26 protein-coding genes and 1 tRNA gene are annotated in these 22819 nt (G+C 61.3%); 11 read left to right on the top strand and 16 right to left on the bottom strand.

Annotated elements, in window-relative coordinates; genetic code table 11:
- Positions 1-436 precede the first annotated feature (436 nt).
- The 7 genes from OKA04_RS12510 to OKA04_RS12480 form a co-directional block, all read right to left on the bottom strand.
- Entirely contained in the window at positions 437-1135 is a 699-nt protein-coding gene (locus OKA04_RS12510; protein WP_264501507.1) for a hypothetical protein, read from the bottom strand.
- A gap of 134 nt (positions 1136-1269) precedes the next feature.
- Positions 1270-3120: an RICIN domain-containing protein gene (locus OKA04_RS12505; RefSeq protein ID WP_264501506.1), complete on the bottom strand. Its 1851-nt coding sequence runs from the start codon at positions 3118-3120 to the stop codon at positions 1270-1272.
- 144 nt (positions 3121-3264) lie between these two features.
- On the bottom strand, positions 3265-3867 hold the full coding sequence (locus OKA04_RS12500) for a hypothetical protein (protein ID WP_264501505.1): 603 nt from the start codon (positions 3865-3867) through the stop codon (positions 3265-3267).
- Entirely contained in the window at positions 3854-4387 is a 534-nt protein-coding gene (locus OKA04_RS12495; protein ID WP_264501504.1) for an RNA polymerase sigma factor, read from the bottom strand. Before OKA04_RS12495 ends, OKA04_RS12500 begins: the two co-directional genes overlap by 14 nt.
- A gap of 97 nt (positions 4388-4484) precedes the next feature.
- Positions 4485-6179: an ABC transporter permease gene (locus tag OKA04_RS12490; protein WP_264501503.1), complete on the bottom strand. Its 1695-nt coding sequence runs from the start codon at positions 6177-6179 to the stop codon at positions 4485-4487.
- Positions 6176-7672, bottom strand: coding sequence for an ABC transporter substrate-binding protein (locus tag OKA04_RS12485; protein ID WP_264501502.1), 1497 nt, complete (start codon positions 7670-7672; stop codon positions 6176-6178). Before OKA04_RS12485 ends, OKA04_RS12490 begins: the two co-directional genes overlap by 4 nt.
- Before the next feature lie 134 nt (positions 7673-7806).
- Complete coding sequence (locus tag OKA04_RS12480) at positions 7807-8895, bottom strand: ABC transporter ATP-binding protein (RefSeq protein WP_264501501.1); 1089 nt, start codon at positions 8893-8895, stop codon at positions 7807-7809.
- Between the two features lie 141 nt (positions 8896-9036).
- Between OKA04_RS12480 and OKA04_RS12475 the strand changes: the two genes are divergently transcribed.
- From OKA04_RS12475 to OKA04_RS12460, 4 genes are all read left to right on the top strand, one after another.
- Positions 9037-9121, top strand: a tRNA-Leu gene (locus tag OKA04_RS12475).
- A 153-nt stretch (positions 9122-9274) separates the two neighbouring features.
- Entirely contained in the window at positions 9275-9436 is a 162-nt protein-coding gene (locus tag OKA04_RS12470; RefSeq protein WP_264501500.1) for a hypothetical protein, read from the top strand.
- A 474-nt stretch (positions 9437-9910) separates the two neighbouring features.
- Positions 9911-10342 (top strand): hypothetical protein, encoded by a 432-nt coding sequence (locus OKA04_RS12465; protein WP_264501499.1) that lies wholly within the window; start codon positions 9911-9913, stop codon positions 10340-10342.
- A 1670-nt stretch (positions 10343-12012) separates the two neighbouring features.
- On the top strand, positions 12013-12435 hold the full coding sequence (locus OKA04_RS12460) for a hypothetical protein (RefSeq protein WP_264501498.1): 423 nt from the start codon (positions 12013-12015) through the stop codon (positions 12433-12435).
- 96 nt (positions 12436-12531) lie between these two features.
- On the opposite strand, the gene OKA04_RS12455 is transcribed toward OKA04_RS12460, so the two are convergent.
- From OKA04_RS12455 to OKA04_RS12435, 5 genes are all read right to left on the bottom strand, one after another.
- Positions 12532-13092: a hypothetical protein gene (locus OKA04_RS12455; RefSeq protein WP_264501497.1), complete on the bottom strand. Its 561-nt coding sequence runs from the start codon at positions 13090-13092 to the stop codon at positions 12532-12534.
- A complete protein-coding gene (locus OKA04_RS12450; RefSeq protein WP_264501496.1) occupies positions 13089-13997 on the bottom strand; it encodes a hypothetical protein in 909 nt (302 codons plus the stop codon). Before OKA04_RS12450 ends, OKA04_RS12455 begins: the two co-directional genes overlap by 4 nt.
- A 170-nt stretch (positions 13998-14167) precedes the next feature.
- Entirely contained in the window at positions 14168-14536 is a 369-nt protein-coding gene (locus tag OKA04_RS12445) for a hypothetical protein (RefSeq protein ID WP_264501495.1), read from the bottom strand.
- A gap of 7 nt (positions 14537-14543) precedes the next feature.
- The gene (locus tag OKA04_RS12440; protein WP_264501494.1) at positions 14544-15026 is read right to left on the bottom strand and encodes a CHAP domain-containing protein; all 483 of its coding nucleotides are present in this window, start codon (positions 15024-15026) and stop codon (positions 14544-14546) included.
- A gap of 479 nt (positions 15027-15505) precedes the next feature.
- Positions 15506-15637, bottom strand: a complete 132-nt coding sequence (locus tag OKA04_RS12435; RefSeq protein ID WP_264501493.1) for a hypothetical protein — start codon at positions 15635-15637, stop codon at positions 15506-15508.
- A 235-nt stretch (positions 15638-15872) separates the two neighbouring features.
- On the opposite strand from OKA04_RS12435, the gene OKA04_RS12430 reads away from it, so the two are divergent.
- The gene (locus OKA04_RS12430) at positions 15873-16181 is read left to right on the top strand and encodes a hypothetical protein (protein WP_264501492.1); all 309 of its coding nucleotides are present in this window, start codon (positions 15873-15875) and stop codon (positions 16179-16181) included.
- Between the two features lie 53 nt (positions 16182-16234).
- On the opposite strand, the gene OKA04_RS12425 is transcribed toward OKA04_RS12430, so the two are convergent.
- Positions 16235-16633, bottom strand: a complete 399-nt coding sequence (locus OKA04_RS12425) for a hypothetical protein (protein ID WP_264501491.1) — start codon at positions 16631-16633, stop codon at positions 16235-16237.
- 181 nt (positions 16634-16814) lie between these two features.
- Positions 16815-17564, bottom strand: a complete 750-nt coding sequence (locus OKA04_RS12420) for a tyrosine-type recombinase/integrase (protein WP_264501490.1) — start codon at positions 17562-17564, stop codon at positions 16815-16817.
- Positions 17565-17908: 344 nt separating this feature from the next.
- Between OKA04_RS12420 and OKA04_RS12415 the strand changes: the two genes are divergently transcribed.
- A complete protein-coding gene (locus tag OKA04_RS12415) occupies positions 17909-18130 on the top strand; it encodes a hypothetical protein (RefSeq protein ID WP_264501489.1) in 222 nt (73 codons plus the stop codon).
- 11 nt (positions 18131-18141) lie between these two features.
- The gene (locus OKA04_RS12410; RefSeq protein ID WP_264501488.1) at positions 18142-18441 is read left to right on the top strand and encodes a hypothetical protein; all 300 of its coding nucleotides are present in this window, start codon (positions 18142-18144) and stop codon (positions 18439-18441) included.
- 328 nt (positions 18442-18769) lie between these two features.
- Here the strand turns inward: OKA04_RS12410 and OKA04_RS12405 are convergent, their stop codons facing one another.
- The gene (locus OKA04_RS12405; RefSeq protein ID WP_264501487.1) at positions 18770-19369 is read right to left on the bottom strand and encodes a hypothetical protein; all 600 of its coding nucleotides are present in this window, start codon (positions 19367-19369) and stop codon (positions 18770-18772) included.
- A 134-nt stretch (positions 19370-19503) separates the two neighbouring features.
- Between OKA04_RS12405 and OKA04_RS12400 the strand changes: the two genes are divergently transcribed.
- Positions 19504-20103, top strand: coding sequence for a terminase small subunit (locus OKA04_RS12400; protein ID WP_264501486.1), 600 nt, complete (start codon positions 19504-19506; stop codon positions 20101-20103).
- Here the strand turns inward: OKA04_RS12400 and OKA04_RS12395 are convergent, their stop codons facing one another.
- Positions 20104-20328: a hypothetical protein gene (locus OKA04_RS12395; RefSeq protein WP_264501485.1), complete on the bottom strand. Its 225-nt coding sequence runs from the start codon at positions 20326-20328 to the stop codon at positions 20104-20106.
- Positions 20329-20418: 90 nt separating this feature from the next.
- Between OKA04_RS12395 and OKA04_RS12390 the strand changes: the two genes are divergently transcribed.
- The 3 genes from OKA04_RS12390 to OKA04_RS12380 all read left to right on the top strand — a co-directional run bounded on the left by OKA04_RS12390 (position 20419) and on the right by OKA04_RS12380 (position 22819).
- A complete protein-coding gene (locus OKA04_RS12390) occupies positions 20419-22224 on the top strand; it encodes a hypothetical protein (protein WP_264501484.1) in 1806 nt (601 codons plus the stop codon).
- A 46-nt stretch (positions 22225-22270) separates the two neighbouring features.
- Positions 22271-22540, top strand: coding sequence for a hypothetical protein (locus OKA04_RS12385; protein ID WP_264501483.1), 270 nt, complete (start codon positions 22271-22273; stop codon positions 22538-22540).
- A gap of 84 nt (positions 22541-22624) precedes the next feature.
- Complete coding sequence (locus OKA04_RS12380; RefSeq protein WP_264501482.1) at positions 22625-22819, top strand: hypothetical protein; 195 nt, start codon at positions 22625-22627, stop codon at positions 22817-22819.

The following is a 22819-nucleotide window of genomic DNA, read 5'->3' as shown; positions in this document are numbered from 1 at the left end:
CCATTGATCTATCTAACTCTTCAAAAACGTCAACACCTTTGCATCGTAAAAAGACGCATTTCTTCAGGAACCCCTGACTTATAAGCCAATAAGACAATAAAGTGCAAAACGCACCAGCGATTGATCGCAACCCTCATGTAACCAACCCGTAACAAGGCCACCACAAAGCTACCGGGCAAATTGCCCATCGCCCAAAACCGGCACAAAACCTTAGCCGGGGAATAACCTTATCGTCATTTCCTGCTTGGTCCGATCCATCACCCCAAATGGCGATTTTTGGTAAGGATAACTCAAAAAGATAATAACATACCCGGATACATCAAAAATACCCCGACGACACCTCGCACGAACACGGACATGCCCATTAGTTCCGAGCGGAATATCCCCTCTCCGGTCGTGTCAGACCTCACCGTGCGATCCGTGCCAGCATCCTCCCCTATTCGTGGGAAAGGCCGCCGAAGTCTTCTCTAACAAATCCTCCCTCGCCCGCCTTCGCCACCATGCGCTCGCGCAGCTCTCCGCCTGGCAATGCCGTCGCCCAGCGGATCAGGCCATCCACATCGCTCGCCGCCCAGGTGTCCGCCACACTCTCCGCGTCGCCTGCCACGGCTTCTCCTTCGCGCGATCCGAGCAAGGCGCGCATCGCCTTCGCCGGAGCCACCCTTGCCGCATTCCGGCACACGCGCCCGAGCGTCTCCGCACGCTCCCACTCCGGCAGGTTGGCTGCCCAATGCATCGCCGCGTCGGGATCATGGGCGGACCACGAGCGCACGAGCGCTTCCTCCATCTGGATGCGCCGCGGCATGAATCCCGCATCGCTTCTCACCACCTGCAGCACCGCGGGGAAATCACCACCGGCATGCCTTACGACGTAGCCGGCAAGAGCCGCATCATCCTCCGAATCGAGAGCCACCAGCAAGGCGTGCTTCAATTCCTCACGATCCACCACCCTGCCCTGACCGCGATCATGACGAGAACGCTCCGCGCTCTCACGAAGTCCACGCGGTGCCGCATCGGCCGGCGCACTCTCCTCGTGCCGCGCCTGCCCGGAGTCGCCGGGCTTGCGCGAGACTGTTAGAAAAATCGCGCACGCGAGAAGTGCGAGACCGCCCCACTGCTGAAGTTCGTGTTTCATGCTTCACTTCGATCGGATTCATCGGCCTTCCATTCCCATCTATCACGGGATTGGCTCCCGTCCATTTCGCATGAAGGGCACCTGCCTCCAATGGGAAGCAGGTGCCACGTTTGTTTCCCGAGACCGCTTCCGGCTCAGGGTTGCTTGATCAGCTTCCAGCGCTGCGCGGCGCTGTTGTTGTCGGTGTAGAGACGGATGTTCGTGTTGTTCGCGCTCAGACCGCCTTGCACGTCCAGCCGCATGGCCGGCGCGTGCTTCGGCGCGATCTCATACCAGCCGTCGCTCTGGCTCTGCAGGACGAAGCGCTGCGAGTTCGAATTCTGGTCGGCGTAGATATCCACGTTCGTCCCGTTCGACGTGCCCGCGGACGCCACGTTCAGGCGCATGCCGGTGGCGTGCTGGGGGATGAGCTCGTAGGAGCCATCGGTCTGCAGTTCCACGCGCCAGCGCTGTGGGTTCGAGTTGTTGTCGGTCCACAACGAGACGTTCGAGCTGTTCGCGGAATTGCCGCTGCGCACTTCCATGCGGCTGCCAGGCGCGCATAGCGGCTCCAGCTCATAGATGCCGCCATTCACGATGCCCATCTCGAAGGGGATCGAGATCTGCGCGCCGGAGTTCGTGTACCACTGGTTCGTGTGCGTGGAGTAGGTCTCGATGCGGATGATGTTTTCCGCCGGGACGAATTTCATCACGCGCAGCTTGCCATTCCCGCCGTTCACGTCGCCCTGGTAGTCGGCCAGCACCGAGTGGACGATGTTGTTGCCAAAGCGGTCGTAACGGATGGCCTCGCCACCGTAGTGGCCGCACAGCGTGAGGAAGAGATTCGGATTCCCCTTCACCGTGTCGTACATCTGCTGGCCATTCCATCCCCAGCTCCGGTGCGGATTGATGATTTCGTGGCTGACCAGGATGCCCTTGCGGTCCGGGTAGGCCTTCAGGATGCTGTCCGCCCAGTCGTATTCCGCCTGGTTCGGGTTGTCCTTGTCGCGCCAGCACAGGTAGATGATCACGAAGTCGATGCCGTTCGCCGTGATCAGGTCGAAGTGGTTCTCATTGCTCAGCGCGCCAAAACTACCTCCATAGTAGCTCTTCCCCGCCCAGCGGCTCGCGCCGAAGATCTGGTGATACGACTGGGTCACCGGCACCGTCTCCCACCAGTTGTAGTCGTGGTTTCCGGGCACCACGCCGTAGGGCACGGTATCGTCCAGCGTGGACATGGCGGTGTCCGCCACCACCCACTGCGCGGGCACGTTCTGGTTGTCCACGATGTCGCCGACGTGGGCGACGTACTTGATGTTCCGCGTGGTACGGTTGTTCGCGATCCATGCCGTCTGGCCGTAGAACATCTCGTGGGTGCCGCCGTTCCACTCGTTGGTATACTTCTGCGTGTCCGGCAGCACGATCATCTCGAAGGGATTGCCCGCATTGGCGACGTGACCCGTCGGCAGGAATTTCCACTGGTCGTCGAGCAGCCCGCCGGAGTCGCGCTGCACGGCCTTGAAGCCGTAATTGTACGATGAATCTAGTAGCGGACCGACGCCGCGATAGACGGCCAGCCCTTTGTTCGAGTGGACGAACTTGATGCGGTAGTAGCCGTCCTCCGTGGCTTCCAGCGTCACCTTGAAGTTGTTCTGGTTCACCCACGGGTAGAGGCGCACCTCTGCATCGTTCGCCTGGCTGGATCCGGTGACCTGCGCGTAGAGGCCGCTCTGCACGCCCATGATCTGGTATTGCCCGCCGCCGAGGCTGGTCAGCGTCCACTGCTGGCTGGCCCTGCCCTCGTAGGGGAGCTGCTTCAGCGTGGACTGGCTGCCGGTGCCATTTGCCTCCAGCGCCTGGCCCGAGTGCCGGGCCACGATCTTGTAGGTGCCATTCGCCACCTGTGCCCATGCCGATGCGGAGGAAAGCACCGCGAAGGAAAGAAGAAGCCATCCACCGGAGCTCGCGGTGCCGCCCGGGATGCGATTGGTCGAGTTTGATTTCATGGTAGTTAGTAGTCGCCGTGTGCTGCCGCGGAATCACCCGCTTCAACATGAATGGCGGAATCCCGATCCATCCTCCGCCAACAAAACTCCGGAGATCCTGTCCGCACCGCATCTCTCCCGCGCCGCGACTTTGCCACCATGCGATCACGCCTCGTCGCAGAGCCGGAGTATCCCCTCCAGCCGATCCCGCCGCCGGGAGAGGCAGCCGAAGTATCGCCACGCCATCCCCGCGGCGGAGACCGACAGCACGATGGCGATGAAGACCGAGAGGGACATCAGCTCGCGCGATGACACCTTCCCCACCGCATGCAGGTGCCGCACCACCAGTGCGAGCAGCGGGATCATCACGAGCTGGAGCAGCCCGATCCACTGCATGCGCCGCATGCCGGTCCGCGTGTCACCCAGCTCACCCGCCACCGACTCCCTGACGGATCGCTGCCCGGACGTGAATCCCGCCTCCGGACGCAAGTGATGCCGCAGGAAGTGAATCGCCAGCCCCCACGGGGGCAGCAGCAGGGCAAACATGCACCACCGCTCCAGCGAGTCCGTGCGGCCCAGCACCACCGCCCGCGCGGCAGCCGCCGTTGCCAGCGCCAGCCACAGGAAGGTGGTGGCCAGCCAGATCGACCGGAAGCGGCGGCGGCGGATCATCCGGCGCGCGAAGTCGGTCACCAGCATCGTCCGCTCCGGGGCGGGCAGGTCATTGAGCGGGGATTTCCAGGTCTTTTGCAGTTCAGCGAGGTCCATGGTCGTTTCCTTTCAGTGTTTGGGTGAGTTGTCCTTTGATGCGGTTGATCTTGATGCCGACGTTGCCCTCCGTGAGTCCCAGGATCTCTGCCATCTCGTGGTAGCTCAGGCCGTCCAGCCACATCAGGATCAGCGAGCGGTCCAGCAGCTTCAGCCGGTGGATCGCGGCGTAGAGAAGCTCCAGCCGCTCCTCCGCCCCGGAGCCACGGTGCACGGCAGGCGGAATCGCCATGCCTGCGTCCTCGCGGGTCTCCGCCGTGAAGCGATCGATGCGGTGACGGTAGTTCTTCTCCGAGCGCTTCCACATCAGCGCGGCATTGTGGCAGACGCGGTAGAGATAGGTCGTCGGCTTCGCCTGGCCGCGGTAGGCGGGGATGGATTTCCAGACGGCCAGCATCACCTCCTGGCGCAGGTCATGCCGGTCCGCCCCGGACGCGAATCCATTCACCACGTGATGCAGGATCGCACCGTGCTCCCCGGTCCACTCGGCGAATTTCCTTTGATGTTCGGAGGTGTCCACTTGGCTTCTGGATCATAGGAAGCATCAAGCGCCCGTCGCCTTACAGAAAAACGAAGCCACCCGGCAGATCGCCACGCGCGCCCTTCCGCGCGGAGCATCAGAAGCGGAAAAGCCCGCCGCGCTTCCCTGCCATCGCCGCCGCACCGGCGATGGCGATGGAGAGGAAGACCATCGCCCACGTGCCCAGCGCCGCGGCCAGCTCGTGGCCATTCCCCAGCGAGGAGAGCAGCGAGTAGATCGTCTTCGTGATGGGATAGTACTCCACCTGCTGTGCGAGGATGAGGCTGTCGCTCACCTCCAGCATTGCGAAGGCGAACGCGAGGATGCATCCCGCCGCGAGATTCGCCGCGATGAGTGGCAGGGAAATCTTCCGCAGCGTGCTGAGCCAGCCCGCACCCATCGAGCGCGCCGCCTCCTCCAGCAGCGGATTGCTCTGCTGCAGGCCCGCCACCGCGGACCGCACCACGTACGGCAGGCGTCGTACTGCATACGCCACGATGAGCAGCAGCGCGGGATTCCCCCCCTCACCGATGAGGAAATGCAGCGGCCGCCCCTCCTGCGTCAGCGCCAGGTAGCCGAAGGCCAGGACCAGCCCGGGCACCGCCAGCGGCAGCATCATCAGCCCGTCCAGGATCGCCCGGCCGCGGATGGTGCTGCGCACGATGACCCACGCGATGGCCACCCCCAGCACCAGATCCACCAGCGTGGCGAAGGAGGCGTAGAAGAGGCTGTTCCGGATCGACGGCACCACCAGCGGATCGCCCAGAGCGTCGAGGTAGTGATCGAATTTCAGCGCGATCGGCAGCACCGTCTTGTACCAATCGTCCGAGAGCGAAAGCAGGATCACCCCCAAGTGCGGCAGCGAGGCCACCAGGAAGACCGTGCCGAAGAGCATCGCGCAGCCCAGCGACTTCAGCCCGCGCAGCTTCACCTCCGCTCCCCGGCCCTTCGGACGCGGCGTCGCAGCCGCCGTCTGCTGGCCGAAGAGCCACTTCGTCACGCCAAAGACCAACGCCGAGATCACCAGCAGTACCGCCACCAGCGCGTACGGCGTGGGATTCCCCGAGAGATCCTTGATCCCGTCGAAGACCTGCACCGGCGCTACCCGCGTGTAGTCGAAGACCAGCGGCACCCCCAGCTCCGTGAAGGCCCACACGAAGACGATAGCCGAGCCCGCGAAGATGCCCGGCATCGCCAGCGGCAGGGTGATCCGCCACAGCCGCCGCGCCGGCGTGCAGCCCAGATTTTCCGCCGCCTGCTCCATCGCCGGGTCCAGATTGGACAGCGCGGCGGTGATGTTCATGTAAAGGATCGGGTAGAGGTGGAGAGCGTTCATCGCCACGATCCCCCAGAAGCGCCCGCGCGCCAGCCAGTCCACCGGGGTCTCGCGGTTCATCATGCCCAGCTCCATCAGCAGCGCATTCAGCGAGCCCTCCACCCCCAGCATGTGGCGGATGCCGATGGCCCCCACGAAGGGCGGCAGCACCAGCGGGATGAGGATGAGGATGCCTAACAGACCCCTCCCCGCGAAATCATACCGGTGCGAGACCAGCGCCAGCGGGAAGGCGATGAAGAAGGTCACCACCGTGCTCGTCACCCCCAGCGCCAGCGCATTCCACAGGCCCTCGCGGTAGATGGGATTCCGGAAAATATCCCCCACGAAATCCAGCGTGAAGCCCCCCTGCGGCGTGCGAAAGGCCTCCCCGATGACCGAGAATGCCGGATACAGGAAGAAGACCGCGAAGAGCGCCGTGACGATGCCCGTCACCGTGATGGCAGCGCCGCGATTCATGGCGCGCCTCCTTTCGTCGCAAGGGCAGCCGCGCGCTGGTAATTCGCCCGGAAGGTCGCGGAGATCCTCGCCATCTCGCGCGAGGTCGCCAGCGGGTCGCGCTTGCCCACCAGCGGCACGATCTCATCCATCAGCCGCGCGTAGGAAAGGTGTGACACATCGTAAAAGGCCTGCCCCGCCGCGGTCTCCGCCAGCGGGCGCTGGCGGGGCCCCGCATTATTCCGCATGGCCACCCACGCGTCCTTCATCTCGTCATGCGGGTCGATCGCCATGGCGCGGAAGACCTGCTGCAACGCGCGAAAGGCCGGCCCCGTGAGCTCCCGCTGATACTGGAAGCCGCCGCTGCGCTCGTAGGGAAGCGCATCCGGATCCGAGAAGCGCGCCAGATTCTCCGTCGTGTAGACATCGCGCCGCAGCGGCAGCCGCCGTAGAGCCGTCTCCCGCGGACCGCCCGGCTGGCCTGCCTTCACATTCCACATAAGTTGCCCCTCCTTGCTCAGCACGTAGGTCACGAATTCCTGCGCGATCGCCTCGTTCGGCGCGCCCTTGAGGATCGCGATGGGGTCCACGCTCACCGAGGTGCCGCCCAGCGGAGCCGTCCACACCAGCCGGGACTGCCGGCCGCGGCGGGACAGCGACTCCTCGAAGGAGCGCCCGTAGAAATCGATGCACGTCCCTGCCGCCGCATCGCCCTGCGCCACATCGTGCGGCACCTTGCTGGCGGAGTCCGTGAAGTAGCGCGCGTTTGCCGCCATCGCTTGCAGCAGGTTCAGCCCCTGCTTCCAGCCCTCCTCGCGCGCCTCCGGGCTGTCGCCCTTTTCGCGGATGACCTGCTGCATCTTCTCCTGGATCATCATCTCGTAGGCGCGGTTCACCGAGCCGCTCTTCGTCGGGTCGCCGAGTGCCACGTAGCCCGCCAGCGCCGGGTCCGCCAGGTCGTCCCACTTCCGCAGCGGCAGTTGACGCAGCCGCTTGATCGAGTCCCTGTTGTAGCAGATGCCCATCTGCGAGAGGCAGGTGCCCACCCACAGGTGATCCGCCTCGTAGAAATTCTCCCCCGTGAAGGTCCGCGGGATCACGCTGTCCGCAAACCACCCCGGCTGCTCCTGGAAGACCGCCAGCGGCACGAAGCGGCCCTTCGCCGCCTGACCATTGAACTCAGGCTCGCCACCGCCAAAGAAGATATCGATTCCCACGCCCGCCTTCCCGATCTCCCCTGCCGCGGTGAAGCGGCTCTCGATGACCCGCACGATCTCCGAGGTGCCGCCCGGGATCTGCCACTCGATATTCAGCGTCCGCCCCGTCTTCGCCTTCCAGTGCTTCGCGAATGCCTCGCCGAATTCCGAGCGGATCGACTCATTGTGCGGCGTGATGATCACCAGCCGGTCATCCCCTTGGCCGATCTCCGCCAGATCCGAGTCCCGCCGCAGCAGGATCGGCGCGGCGATCACCGCGGCCAGCAGCAGGAGGATGGGGAGGAAACGTCGCATCATGGGGGGAAGGGAAAAGAGGGGGAAGGTGCCTCGGTCGGCTCTGTCGTCAGGTCAGGTCAGCTCACATCGCATTACTCCGCATCAACTCTCGTCGCATGAAAATCGCATCACATCCCGGCGGCTCCCGCCACCCCTTATCGCATGTTCACTTGCATCTGCACCTGTAGCACCGCCACGTCCGCATGCCGTGCCGTCAGCCGCACCGGCGTCTCGCCCGGCTCCCGCACCACATGCGGATTCAGCTCCACCACCTGCTGCGGCCCCAGCGGAGTATCCACCACATACTGGATGCGCTGCCCCAGGTAGGAGCGCTCGGTGATTTTCCCCGTCACCCCGTTTTCCCCGCTCGCCGCCTCCACATGCCAGGCCTCCGGGCGGATGGACAGCGTCACATCATCCCCCGCCACCGGCTGCCACTCCGGGCGCGTCACCCGGCCCACCAGCGGGCCAGCCTCCGTCTTCACCATCGCATACTCGCCGCGCACCTCGACCACGCGTCCCTTGATCAGATTCGTCTCGCCGATGAAGCTCGCCACGAAGGCCGTGTGGGGATTCCGGTAAACATCTTCCGAAGTCCCGAGCTGCTCGATTTTCCCGCGGTTCATCACCGCCATCCGGTCCGCCATCGACAGCGCCTCCTCCTGATCGTGCGTCACGTAGATCGCCGTCAGACCGCCTTCCTTCACGATCCGGCGGATCTCCCGCCGCATCTCGATCCTCAGCTTCGCGTCCAGATTTGACAGCGGTTCATCCAGCAGCAGGCACTTCGGCCTCACCACCAGTGCGCGCGCCAGCGCCACCCGCTGCTGCTGGCCGCCGGAGAGCTGGTCGATCCCCCGCTCCCCCAGCCCCGTCAGGTGCACCAGGTCCAGCGCCTCCCCCACCCGCTGCCGGATCTCAGCCCGCGGGATCTTCCGCTCCTCCAGGCCGAAGGCCACGTTCTTCTCCACGCTCAGGTGCGGCCACAGCGCGTAGCTCTGGAAGACCATCGCCGCCTCGCGCTTGTGCGGCGGCAGCGTGGTCACGTCCCGCTCGCCAAAGGAAATCGTTCCCGAAGTCGGCGTCTCCAGCCCCGCGATGCACCGCAGCAGCGTCGTCTTCCCGCAGCCCGAGGCACCCAGCAGGAAAAACAGCTCCCCCGCGGCCACCTCCACGGACACCCCGTCCAGGGCCCTGACGCTGCCGAAATCTTTGACGATGGAATCCGCAATGATGGCATCCATGAGACTGGGGGCAAAAGGCACTCTTTCAGGCCCCGCCATGCAAGCGGGAAGCACCCGCGGAACAAAATCGAAAATCGATTGAAGAATTTCTTGCAAACCCCGGGTCCGCCCCATAAATCCGCGGCCCACCAACAAAGCAATGCTCGGGTGGCGGAATTGGTAGACGCGCTAGACTAAGGATCTAGTGGAGTAATCCGTGGGGGTTCGAGTCCCCCCTCGAGCACCATCTATTGTGAATCAAGGCCCGGCGAAAGCCGGGCCTTTTTCGTGGAATCACCTCCCGGACCACCAAATCCGATTTTCGTCCGATAGAATTGCCCCTCCAATGGACCCCCTCCCTCCCCACGAAAACGCCGTTGTCCAAGCCCTCATCGGCGCGATGACCATCGAACAAACAAAGCAACTGAGCTACGTGTTTTCCGTTGGTGAAGGGCGCATAGTAGTGGAATGCGTCTTCATGCCCAATAACCCAGCTTTCTCCACCGGCTTGCAGGTGCTGCCGGACCCTCCAGCCCTTGAAAGGCGAGGTGACGTGTGGTGAACTCCACATCCATCCTTCGGGAGGCCAGTGGATTCCTTTCCCTAGAGCTCTATGAGGAAGCGTGGGACACCCTTGAGACTTTGCCCCCTCAAGACCGGGCTGGGCCGCCGGCTATACGGATACGGACGGCATGTGCGATCCATTGGAGGAAATGGGAGCTGGTGAGGGACTTGATCAGCATCTTGCGGCATGGTGACGAACAAGACAGGAGGACCGCGGCTGAGGCATACGTCGTCATGGCGATCGTCAGCATCCAAAATCGAAATTTCGAGGCAGCCCGGCGATCTATTCGGGATTCCGTCACGGCAGACCCCACGATGGGAATCAGCTTTATCGACAACAAAAAAGTCTGCGATCTCCTGTGGCCTGAAGGCTTCTGCGTATGGTGAACCTTTTCCCATACGCAGAATTCTGCATAGCCTCGGTTGCGTCCGGACCAGCCGAACCAACAGACGAGATTTGACCTCCTTGAACATGGACTACAACGATCACATCAGGAAAAGCATAGCTCGCGACGAGGCCAAAAGCGCGGAACTCATGGCTCAATATGAGGAGCGCCGATCACGACAAAAGGAGCTGCGCGCAGAGGCCGAGAAGGCTTTTACGACCATCATCGCCGCCGAACTCGAGAAAATCTGTTCCGCCCTAAACGAGAACGGGAGAATGGCACAGATCAAGAACAGGAACACACCAGGCGCTCTTGAGAAGGTCATGCTTGTAGCCGGTCTTCCAGATACCCGCTTCCAGTGGCTGGAAAACTCTGACGTGATTCATTTCCTCTACCCGAGTGCCAAAAGCCCCACGTCTCCGGCAAAGGCGGTCGTCCTCCCCCTCGACAAGATTTCTGCGGCCTCCGTCACTGAGGCGATCGGGCGCTTCGTGATTGCCCAGTACGGCGAGGAGTAGTGTCGGTGTGAAGTGCGCAGTGAGAAGCAGTTCTCAACCACCCTGCACTTTCTGATAGAAATTCTCGGTTTCCGTATCAAATTCCGGCGTCAGCGCACGCAACTGGGACAGTCGGGGGGCCGTTCCGCGTGCCGACCAGAAGCCCCGCGGGTCTGTCCCGGCGGGGCTTCTGCTTTTCTCACGCGCTTTTACAATCGATACCGCAAAAAATGCATGATCGGCTGGGCGGCTTGTGAATAACCTGTGAACGTCGATTCGGTGAGCGGCAGCGAGCTTCGCTCCTAAGCTCCTGCAGTCTTCCGACAGTTCGGGCATGGACTACCGGATTCGATCCCGTCGCCTTGCCCCCCTCCCCATCGCCCTCTCTGTTCGCGGAGAGGGCGAAACTTTCATCGGTGCCCTCTCCGTCGCCAGGAGAGGGCACCTCCGATCCGGCAAATAACTGCCAGCGTGTCGGGGGGTGAGGCAGTGAACACGAAAGAATTACCTTCGCAAGCAGATCACCGATAAGTTAGATTTCGCGGCCAGAAATTCCCGGCCATGAACCGCTCCAGGCTAAGCAAGCAGCAGAAAGCCATTTTGGACCTCGCCTCTAAAAACGGTGGGAAGTGCTGGCCCGAGCTTATCTATCAGGAACTGCACGGCCACCCGAGGAAGACGAAGGGCCCTTCGCGGCGAGATCCGATTCCTCAGTCCACCCGGGTGATGGTGTCTTCTCGAATATCTCGGCTCGTCGAACGAGGACTCTTGAAACGCCTTGAGGATGGCAAGACGCTCATCCTGACCGATTCAACCGGGAGCGGACCTGCGGGGGATTAGATTTTCTCGATGGCTGCCATCAGAAATCTCGCACCGCTCACGCGAAACTATTTGGAACCCGCCGACGTTGTTGACCGTGTCGTGAGCGCGTCCATCTGACCAAGGGGATCAGATCGGACTCCGGCAGAGGCCCCCGCGGGTTGCGCTCCTGCGGGGGCTTCACCCAGTCATTTGGTTTTTGTGCGTTCTGGCGCTAGAACGGTCCGCGAGTATATTGGAAGATGGCCTCTCATCTGATGAGAAACGGCGAAGTGTGCTGTAGCCTACTTCCGTCGCCCAAATACGCGTTTCCCGTTGTTCAGGATAGTCAGTGGCATGGCTGCACCTTAGTTGCAGATCGACAGATTGAACCTGACCCTGGCGATCTGCTGACGATCCACTTTTCGAGCACGTCACGATCGTTCCCCTTCCAATTCCAGAGGTGTTCGAAAGAAACCGATGGATGGAAGGTCGAAGGAAAGGTTCTCTTTTGATGAATCCTTCGGTGGCGCTCCCCATGATGTAAGATTATCTCTCACCGGTGAGTCGTGGACGGCGGGCGCGCGGTAGGAGGTTCGCCCGCCGCAGCTCACTGACAGCATACGGTGAAATGGTATCCGGCGGGTCCACAGGCCCGCCGGGGTCATACAAGCCCCCCTCCGGGTGGAGGGGGGCAACATTTGCTCAGACACAGCCGACTTCAGAGTCTTTGGATTGCATTGCGCACCGAGGATGAGGTAGCGAATCGGCAATGTTCGAGTCGCCCTATTTCATCCCAGTCCTCATGATGGTGGCAGCCTTGACCACAGTTCTTCTGATGATTCGCAAGTAGGACTCCATTCGCAGTGGTAAGAGAAGTCCCCGCACACCCCATGGAACTCAACGACGAGCCGGTGCGCCGCCAAGTGAACCCGCGGCCAGGGCTGCGAGGCTGGGCCCACGGCGAGCGCGGCATCATCCTGCCCGTCGGCCTCGCCCACAAGACACCGCTGGAGGTGCTCGAGCGCACCGGTTGGCGTGACCTCATCGTCAGAGCTGAGGGCAGCATCTGGCAGCTACCGGCGGCGGCCGTCGATTGTGGGCGGGAGTATCGCACCCGTTCGGGCCTCTGGATTCCGGAAAGCGACGAGAGAAGCCGGCGCTACCTCCCGAGGCTGCGAGAGGCGCTTTTTGCTGACGACAGGACCAAGATCTATGTGGCCACCCCAGCGGAGAAGCGCCGACTGATTGATGAGATCGAGTGGATCTTGGAACGGAACGGGTGGGAAGTGCCGACTCAAGAAGAGGAGTCATGAACCTGTAAGCCGGCCTTACCGGTTCGCATGACCACCGAGATCATATGGATCTTGAGAAGAAATGTCCCTGAAATGACTGGAATGCCGCTCACCGCCCTACGACGCTCCATTCCGTGGGATATCGTCGATCCCATCAATTGCTTTCGCATTGATCGTATCGAACCATGCCCGGTGGGATCTCATGAGTTCAAAGGTCAGGTAGGTAAGGAGCGCTAGGCATGCTCCAGCAAGACCGACACACGCGCCGAATCCAATTGGGTGAAGCCAAAAACCCATGGTCATCTGCAAAAGTGACGTGGCGAGGCATGCAATGACGTTCCAACCAAGTACGCTACTCAGCCGCTCAAGTGGGGCGTAAAACCTTTCCCATTCCGCCCTTGGTTTAAACGAGTTACGCCTCAAAAATTCGAGCCTATGGGTCTCTGTGTCGTAGGATTCTTTCAGTCGGGCTAGAATATTCGTTTTCATCGCCAGCAGAAAACTGCCCATCGTGAGAAATCCTGAAAAAATCGGAGTCCTCGCCGACGCAGCAAAAGTCTCAAGAAACTTCGCGGTGGAAACGCCCATGAGCTCCTCGCTGTTGACGGCAATCCACCACCCGCCCCAACCCAGCGCGCAGGGAAGAAGAAGCCAGAAAGCCGCAAAAATTCTCATCATTGGGGTGTGACGAGATTCTGATGAACAGAGCCATGATTGAGAACCTTTTTCAGCCAGTCAATCACCGGTGACTCGGCGATGTTGCTCCCATGCTCGTCATGATTGAAGGCGAAGAAGTCCCCGTGAAGTTCGTCGTACTCAGCCGTGGCAAAAACGAGCTTATTCTTTAATTCGACATTACTCACCGTCTGCGGTGCGCCCTTAGAATTAACGCCTTTGAACGTCGCCTCAACTCCCTCCAACTGGGAAATTTCCAGTTCGGCTGCCTCTGCGAGTTCGGAGTTGAAAGCGAAGTTCGGGGGAAACACGTAATGTTCCGTTCGAGTGACCGACTTGGGGGGGGCCGTCCGGAACAGCCTGTCACGGTTCTCCACCGAAGTAATTTTGATGTCCAAGGACTTCGTCTTCATGTCCTTCAAATACTCAGCCATCGAGCCATCTCTTATCTGAGCCTTGACCCTCAGGGCACCTTTGTAGTGCTTAAGGATGGCTGCGCGATCCTTGTCGCTAGTGGCTGCCGAGAGAGCTTCTTGCCGCAAGGTCTTCTGTCGTGCAGTGAACGTCTTTTTGAGCGCCCGTTCGATCGTGGTTCCTCCGGGGGCACCCCAATAAGTGGCAACAAGGCCACGGCCCGACGTGGGATGAGCTAGGAAGTAGGCGCTCTCCGCAATTTTCCCATCTTTTAGTTCTTCGGCTGTCATCCGAATCGCTCCGCCAGCCCTAACCAGCTTACTGAAGGACCTTGCGTCTCGAGCTTTCAGAATGATACCAGCCCACCACTCTTGTTCTACGTTGCGGAAGGCATGCTTCACCAATGTCGCAGTTCCGTGAATAGTCTCTTTTCGAGGATCTAAAGCTGACGTCCCATGATCTTTTAGCCCGACAAATGGGGAGTCGATGGGCATCGCAGGGGGGAAAATAGAGGCGTCAATGGCGAATCCGAAGGCACGAACAATCATATGTGGGAGTCTAGACATCCCACAGATGATGAGGAGCGACGTGGTAATCAAGGCGATTTGCATACATGATCATGGGGTCGAATATCAATTTCGCCTAAGGAAGGTGGGCGCACCTTCTACTTGGTCTCCGCCTGCCGCAGCTCGACAGTGGCATGCACCTCCTTCGTTGCGGCGGTCTCCATTGCCTTCTGTGCCAGCTCGACGGCCGTCGCGATCTTCTCGTTGTGCCCGTTCGCGGCCACGAAAGCCTCCTTCGAGATCTTGGTGTTTTCGTCGATCTTCGCGACAAGCCGGGTTTCCCGCTGCCTCCCTTCCGTGAGTGCCAGTTGCTTGTCCAGGCGGTCCTGCACGCGGTTCATCTGGTCGATGATCGCCTTCACGATGAGGGTGACGAGGGTGACGACGTGACCGCCGATGAGGGTGTATATCAGGACCTTTTCGGAGTGACCGGAGGTGTCGGCGATGAAGCTGGAGAGAGTGTTCACTGGAGAATCAGGCGGTGATGCGCACGATGGCGCGGATGAGGTTGCGGGAGCGGGTGCGACGGTAAACGCCGCCGCCTTCGTTGTTGGTGCTGGAGGGCGAGGTGTTCGCCTCGATGGTCTGGACGTCGCGTCCTTTGGGGGAGCGGGCCTCGGCGATGCCGACGTGGGAGAACGAGAAGACGATGATGTCGCCCGGGAGGATCTCGTCGCTCTTGGCGATGACCGAGACCTTCCGCCCCGCCGAGTCGTTCGTCTTCCCCCACTGGTGGAAATCGAAAGCACGGGCAGATCGGAGCAGCGGCAGAGCTGTGTAGCCCACATCCTTGGCAGCCTGCTCCACCCACCAGCAGACCGCGGCCGCACAGTATGGCTGGCGGGCCTCGTAGCCGCCCGGATAGCTTGTGGCTGACCAATACTTCTCGATGCCGGGGCCGCGGTTGCTGCCCTCGGTCTCGCGGATGTGGAGATCTGCGGTCGCCAGCTCCACCATGCATGCCGCGATGCTGCCCTCCTTGGTGGGCTTGAGGCTGGCCTCCCACTTGGTGCGGGCGGAGGCGGTCTTTAATAGCGGACCTGCTTACCCATCGCTAATACAGCACATCCAGAATCTGGTGAACTCCTCCGAGGACTTCACGCGCCGTAGCTTCTACAGTCGGGACCACGTTTCTCCAATCTTCATGTTCAAATCGTCGAAGCTGACTTTCCAATCTCAGTGCCGAAACTTCCACGTAGTCCGTGGCTTCTCGAGAGCGCTCAATCTGATCTTCCAGGTCGGAGACCCTAGCTTTCAGCGTAGTATTCTGTGTCTGAAGCCTTTCAAACTCAGACCTCAGGACGTCCTCCTCCCTGTCACAGGAGACCAAGCATACGAAGCCTAAGAAAAGGATGACGATTCGCACCAATTTTTCCTGCCCTCGCGCCTCCAGAAAGTCCAGCCCTTCCCACGCGCGCCGTTTCCGCAGCGAGGCTTCAATTGGCCGCTTTCCACTTCGCCGAGATCGCCAGGAACGGCAGGACAAAAGCTCCGAAGATCAGAATCGGGACGATCCACACGAACGCGACGCACAGCGCCGCGGCATCTCTCAAAAGGGCGGGTTTCATGAGTAGGAGCGGGCCTAAGTTCCTGCCGATCATGCCCGGGGATGTCCAGCCCAAGCGTTACGGCTGACACCATCCTTCGTAACGCTCCCCGTTGACAGCTCACGCAACTTGGTGTTCGAGTGAACTTATGGACTCGTCCGCCTCTTCCTCTCGGGCAGAACCGGTTTGGCGTGAGGCGCAGCCGCACCAAGGGCAAGCGCGGCTGAAAGAATCCCTCGGCAAGCTGCGCGCAGGGATGGTCGTCCAGGTCGACCGCCTCACTCACGACGACATGGTGGCCCACGTCACGACCGACTGGGGCCTCGACCGGCAGATCTTCTGCCATCACCTCGACTTCGGATTCGAATTCCGGACAAGGGCAGGGGAGTGGATCCAGGAGAGCGACCCGCGCGTCCTGCGGTGGCTGCAGCGTTTCGTGGCTGAAGCGAAGGGCGGAAACTCACCTCGCCACCTTTCCGATGACGGGAGGGAGCTCCAACTCGCTGCCGCGGTGAAGCTCCTCCGGAGGAACGGTGTCTCGTGCAAGGAGCCTCGGGCGGAGTAACGAAGCGCCCGTTACGCATGGCGTTACGGCGGTTCACCGTCGCAGAGATGAAATCATCCCTGATCGGCAATCTCCTGAATGGCCTTCACCTTGTCCCGCAGCAACTCGCGGAGCGAGCAGCAATTCTGCTGTGCCTCTGCTTCAGCATCGCGTTTTCGGATCTCTCCAGCGGTCTTGATCGCAGCCATGAGATCGTCGTGCCGCTTGAAGTCGGGAGCCGACAAGTCACCCTCAGCCAAGATCTCAACGGCCATCTTTTCGTAGGCCTCCCACACGACCGAGGCGTTGTTGTTTGGCAGCCGCTCCAGCGTGTATCTCCACACTCTGGCGAGCTTGCGGAAGCTACGCCTTCTCAGCTCGGCCTCCCTTTCCAGCAATGCGCTCTTGGCCTTCTCTTCACGGTCCCTCGTGAGCCAGTGAGCGACCACGGCACCAAGGATGAGAAGAGCCATGGAGACCAGGACTCCTGCCAAAGTGACGGGAGCGGCTGCATTCGCGCACAGCAGTTGCAGAGGGTATATGACCAACTTTTGGGAGGGTTCAGCGGGTTCGTCTTCGGCGTGCCGGTGGCTTATCTGCTCCTGAGGTGGTCCCAGGGTTGGAAGAAATGATCACCCCGCGGCATGGGACGGGTCACGCCAGCTTCTTCGCCGACTGCAGCGAGTGCTCATCGCGAAGGTGACCGTAGGTCTTCATGGCGAGCACCCCGCGGTCCTGATGGCCGAGCCAACGTGACACCGTGAGGATATCCACGCCGCTCTCGATGGCCACGGTCGCGAAAATATGCCGGAGATCATACACGCGAAGTGGAGGCACACCGCAAGCGGTACAGGCATTCTGGAACGCCTTCACAGGGCTCGTGATGGTGAAGACCTTGCCGGCCGCTCCAGGATACCGGCGCCGGAGGATCACGGCGGAGAGTGGAGGGTTGATCGGCACGCGACGCACCAGGCTGTTCTTGGTGCCTTCCTCACCACCTCTGATCGTGAGCCATTCATCGCCGACGTCACTCAATCTCAGCAAGATAAACTTCGCAATTCCTAAGTTACGCCATCGACATACCACGGGAAAACGACACGATCGGGACATCGTCGGCTCGATAGATCCCTGCTCTTTATCCCCGAAATGGACATAAACCAATTGCTTGAGGCTTTCGCTAAGAAACTGGCACCGCTCGTCGCCGCCGAACTGAAAGGCGCAGCTGATGCAAGCCGTGCACCAGTGAAACTCAAAGAGGCCGCTCTGCTCACTGGCAAGTCCGAGTCCCACCTTCGCAACGAAGTACATGCCGGAAGGCTCCGCCGTGTTCCCGGCACCAGCAAGATCCTCATTCCGTGGCCAGAAATCGAGCGGCTGCGCGCGGGCGAACTGATCAGCAAGCACGCTCAGCAGACACCTCGAACTCGTTCAAATTGAAAACCCCGCCAACCAGACCGCTGATCGTCGTCGAGGAAATCTTGATCCCCTACCTCGACGCGCCCGTCTCCGAATGGTCAAAAGACCTCATTGGCTTCGAGCCTACCACCGCGGCGTATGATCCGCGCGACGATGGAGACTGCAGACAGCTTGCCTGCGCCCTCGACGACGCCCGCCGCGCTAAAGCCGAAGCACTCGTTGTAATAGATAGCAAAAGACGGCTCACGATTTGGTCAAAGGCTAACTCCTTCTGGGGCCAGTAGTCCAATCGCGACCTTCCCGATAGGCTCATCGAGGGGATCATCACCGCGGTGGAGGACATCGAGATCTACGGCGATTCGATCCAGCTCGCGGGACGTCGGCTCAGTTCGACCGAGCGCGAGGAGTTTGCCGTGGCAGACGGCTTTGAGACTTGGGAAGACATGGCCGGTTGGTTCCGGGAGACCCATGGCTTCCCGTTTGAGGGAATGCTGATCTGCTGGGGCGACCCAGCGGCGAATGAATCTAGACGCCGTAACTCACTTCTCTCATGATCGCCGTAACGATGGACACCGACGAAGGATCACCGACTCCCATTTCCGGCTGGCAACTGGGGCCGAGTGGCGTTGGTTCGCTCGGCGTGTTCCACAGAATCAGGCACGTATCTGGATTCGAGGTCACGCATTTCCCCGACGGAGGCGGCCATGTCTCGTGCTCACGTCCTGAACCCTGTCCTGAGTGGCACCGCGACGTGATGAATCACCTCAAAAGCGGCGTGCCCTATCCGAACGATGGTCCGCGGAACGTCTGTGGTGACATCCTCGGCTTTCTGAATTGGGTGGAGGACCACCAACCTTCCACGTGATCGATGCACTATTTCCCATCTACCTACTCCGAGATGGCTGAGGCGATCATGCGCAAGCGGCACGATCTGACACGGCAGGGACGTAATTCCGAAGGGCTTCGCTGCGTGGTAGGTCGCTTCCAGCGCCATGAGTTTGAGCGTCAGTTCCGGAGATCGACCTATTTGACGGTTGCTACTGGCCCCACCGAAGGATCGCTTCGATTTATGGGTGCGGAAGTGGTGTTCGATAACTCTACTTCGTGGCGATTCGACTTTGTCTGAGAACGCGAAAAGGCCCGGCACCGCCTCGCCCTGATTCGAGACAGCGCCGTGCCATGGGAGGAAAGACTCAGGCCACCGGCTGCCGCCAAGAGGCCTTTTTCTTCGCTACCGGAGGAGCGGTGGCAGCCGGAGCGGCCACTTTCGGCTGGGAAGGCCCGAGCGGCTTCTCAGCGACGACAGGTGCATCGCGGATCTCACCCGGTGCCATCGGCCTCTTCTGGCCGAACTTGCCCGCGTCGGGGTTCAACTCGTTCCACCTCCAGAGCCCTCCGCCGGTCGGGGTGGGCTTGGCGCCCAAGTCCGCGCCGATCGTGCCCTGAGTGGCCATGCCATCGCGCCACGAGCGCTTCGGAGCGGCAGAGGATGCTGCCGGGCTGGAATTAGCCAAAGGCGGGGCCGCCGTCGTCACCGGCTGGGACTGCTCCGCCGCCGGAGGCATGCCGGCCAGATCCATCGGCTTGCGCCAGTTCCCGCCCTTGGTGCCGATCCCCTCGCCTTCTGCGGTGTAGCCACCAATGACATTCCCGCGGGTGTCCCTGTGGACTCCACGCATGCCGGCTGCCGTCGCTGCGGAGTTCTGGGGCCTGGCGTCGATTCTACGGCGTCCGCGGCCGTTCCAGCCATCGCTGTAGGGATTCGCTCCGGGAAGGTAGATCTGGCGTGCCATGGGGGCAGGATAGGACTGTGCGGAGAGGATGCGCACCGGGCGCAAAAGAGGAAGTTGCGCCCGTTAAATGAAGCTTGTCGGCCTGCTTTAAAATTTCCCCAGCCCGAGCGAGCGAAGCGCTCCCGTACTACCCCATGAAGTCCGCCAAAAAGAAGGCCACGAAGCCAGAGCCGAAGCCGAACGTCCGACGTGAAAGGTTCTGCGAGTTCATTGCTGCCGGTGTGGTTCCTGCTGACGCCTGGATTCAAGCAGGGTACAAGGTTTCAAGGGAGGTGGCGCGAAGGAATGCGCATGAAGCCCTGTCTAATCCTGACGTACAGGCCAAGATAGCCGCCCTGAGGGAGCCTCAGACCAAGGCGGCGCACATGACGAAGGACGAGAAGCTGCGGTTTCTGGCGGAATTGATTCGGACGCCCATCGAGCAGATCGGCCCGGACAGCCCGCTGTGCGTCGAGTTCTCGGAGGAGACCGTGGCCGGTGGGAGCCGCGGGAAGCTGCGCCGCGGGCAGGCTCCATCGGGGAATGAGGTGGCCGGGCCGACCGTCCTGCGTCGGAAGGTGAAGATGGGCGACAAGCTTCGTGCGATCGAACTGCACTCGAAGCTCCTCGGGCACTTCGAGCCGGACCGGGTCGAGGTCGATGTCGGGGAGAAGACCCTCCTCTCCATCAAGGAGCGTGCGAGCCAGGTCACCAGCGCTCTGGCCGGGAAATACAAGGGCGGGAAGAAGGGGTGATTAACCGGCAAAGAATGCCGTGTACACTTCACCGATCAGCCGGATAGTTAGAAAGATAAGCGAGAGCACGAGGAGAGTCGCCACCATGCCTCCAAAATTTGTCTTGAGAAGTCGACCATACCCACCCGACTGCACCAGAACCGCAAAGATCACCACCAGCATCGCCCAGACCACGGCGGTTAGGTAGTTCTCGATAAATGCCAAACCCAGCGCTTCGGGGATCATATTCTCACCGATTATCTGCTTCTGGAGCGTGATGCAACGCCTTTGCGCCCGTTACGTGCCACGGCTCCCCTGCCCCACGATCCGGGCGCTTTGACCACCGAGCCCGAGATTGTCACCCGCTTTCGCACGATGCTCGACGAGGCGTCGGAGGACGACCTCACGGCCCTGGCCTACAATTCCCCCGCGGTTCACTTCGCCTTGTTCATGGAGATCAAGGACAAGAACGGCCGCTACATCCGGCCGGAGCCCAATGTCCTGCAGCTCCGCGTCTCCGAGGTCATTGAGACCCTGCGCGTGCGCTGCCCCGGCACCCGTATACGCATCATCGGGGTGAAGCCCCGCCGCGCCGGTCTCTCCACCTTCTCGCTGCACTGCGGCTACCACGAGGCCCAGCGGCGGACCATCGAGGGAATCACCATCGCCGACTGCAAGGAGAACTCGGCCATGCTCACCGAGCGCCTGGCAGACTATTCCGGGCACGACTCCTTCCCGTGGGACAATCCGCTGGTGCAGGACGCCACCGGCACCAAGGCGTGGGCGAACGGCTCGAAGTGGACGGTGGACACCGCGGAGAACCCGGACGCCGGCGTCGGCGGCACCCGGCAGTTCGGCCACATGTCGGAGGTCTCGAAGTACCCTCAGACCGAGAAGAAGAACGACCGGAAGACGATCACCGCTGCCATGCCGTCCTTCGATGGCGACGACACCGTGGTCATCGCCGAATCCACGCCCGAGAATGCCGCGGGCTGGTTCTACGACACCTTCAATGAGGGGATGTGGCTCGACGACTTCCTCCGCCGGTATGAGGAGGGTTTCCGGCCCGAGGAGGTGTGGATCAAGGTGTTCGCCGCTTGGCACGAGTTCGCTGACTACCGCCGCAAGGAGCCGGTGTCGGAGATCGAGCGGGGCTACATCGACGAGACGCTCACCGAGATCGAGCGCGAGGGTCGCGCGAAATACGGTTGGACCTACGAGCAGCTCGCTTGGCGGCGCGACACCATCGACAGCCAGTGTGACAAGGACCCGCGGATCTTCGCCTTCTATTACCCCTCCGACCCCGTTTCCTGCTGGATCGCCGGTGGCACCCCACGCTTCGACATGGAGCGTCTGCTACAGATGGAAGAGCGGGCGAAGATCATCACCCCGGATCTAGGCTTCCTCATCCGCCAGCACGACAACGTGGTGAGCTTCTCTCCGCAACACGACGGCTCCGGCGACATCGAGATCTACGAGCACCCGGTGCCGGGGATGAAATACGGTCTGGTCCTCGACCCGGCGGAGAGCCTGAGCCAGACGGTCGGAGCGGATCCTGATGCCAACAGCCTCGGCGTCTGGCGCGGTGCCTACCAGGACGAGGCGATGGACGTGTGGAGACCGATGAAGCTGGTGGCCCGGCTCAAGGCACCCTTCCGCGGGGAGGAAGACGACGTGGCGGACCATGCCATCCGCCTCAGCCGCTACTACGGCACGTGCATCGCCGCGCAGGAGGTGAACAAGGGCTTCCACATCCTCCGCCGCCTACAGCTCGCGGGAATACCCTGCTACAAGCGCAAGCCGCTGAACAACCGGACCGGCAAGGTCGAGGAGCAGTATGGCTTCAAGATGACCGACGCGAACACCCGCGAGGCGTTGGTCTCATCCCTGGCAAGCGCCTTGGTCAACGGAGACCTCGACATCCCGTGCGAGCACATGATCGGCGAGATGAAGAAGTTCATCCGTAACGCGAAAGGCAAGAGCGTCGGGGCGCTCGGCTACCACGACGACGACGTCATTCACGCGGCGATCGCATGGGAGGTGATCCCATCCAGTGCCACCGAATATCGCGTGGTGAAGATCAAGAACGTGGAGCCCAAGGACCGCGGGCCGCATGGCTGGAAGGCGCGTTCGTGGGGGTGATGCTGAGGTCGCTTGCGCTCGTCCAGTGATCGGCTACCGGTGCATCGTGGAAAATCCCCAGCAGTCCTATCAGTATTCAATCAGCCTCCCCAAAGGCTATCCGCGCAAGTCCGAGCTTGAGGCGCATCTTCGCGAGGAGATCGGGGAAGCCGACCAATTTGTCTTCATCGAGGATGAGGGCCAGAAGGCTCCCCACTGCACAGGCGTGGCCGCGCCCGAGAGCTCAAAGCGAATCGAGGCGGACGCCGTGGAGGAGATCGGGATGACGCCTGAGCGGATCAACGAGGTGCTCCAGCGGTTCGATGCGGCGCGGTGAGCGGTCCCTAGCATGAAGTGGGAGCAGTTTCAATGATCGGATGCGCCAATTGACCAGAGCCTCCGAAAGAATTTGGATCTGAGAATGGAGCAGAAGCAATACCTCATCGGCGACGTCATCCCCAATTTTCGAGGCCTTGGTCCTGGCAAAGTGGTCGACAAGGAAGGCGACCATCATTTCGTTACGGACAGGGACGGTGTCCTTTGGTGTTGGGTGGGCGAACAACAATATATCCGCGTCCAGCAAAAGGCTTCAGCAGACGGGATCGACTATGAGTGA

It is taken from the genome of Luteolibacter flavescens, from assembly GCF_025950085.1.
Classification (GTDB): Bacteria; Verrucomicrobiota; Verrucomicrobiia; order Verrucomicrobiales; family Akkermansiaceae; genus Haloferula; species Haloferula flavescens.
The sequence above is the reverse complement of the archived record's forward strand: the minus strand, read 5'-3'. Positions and strand labels throughout refer to the sequence as shown.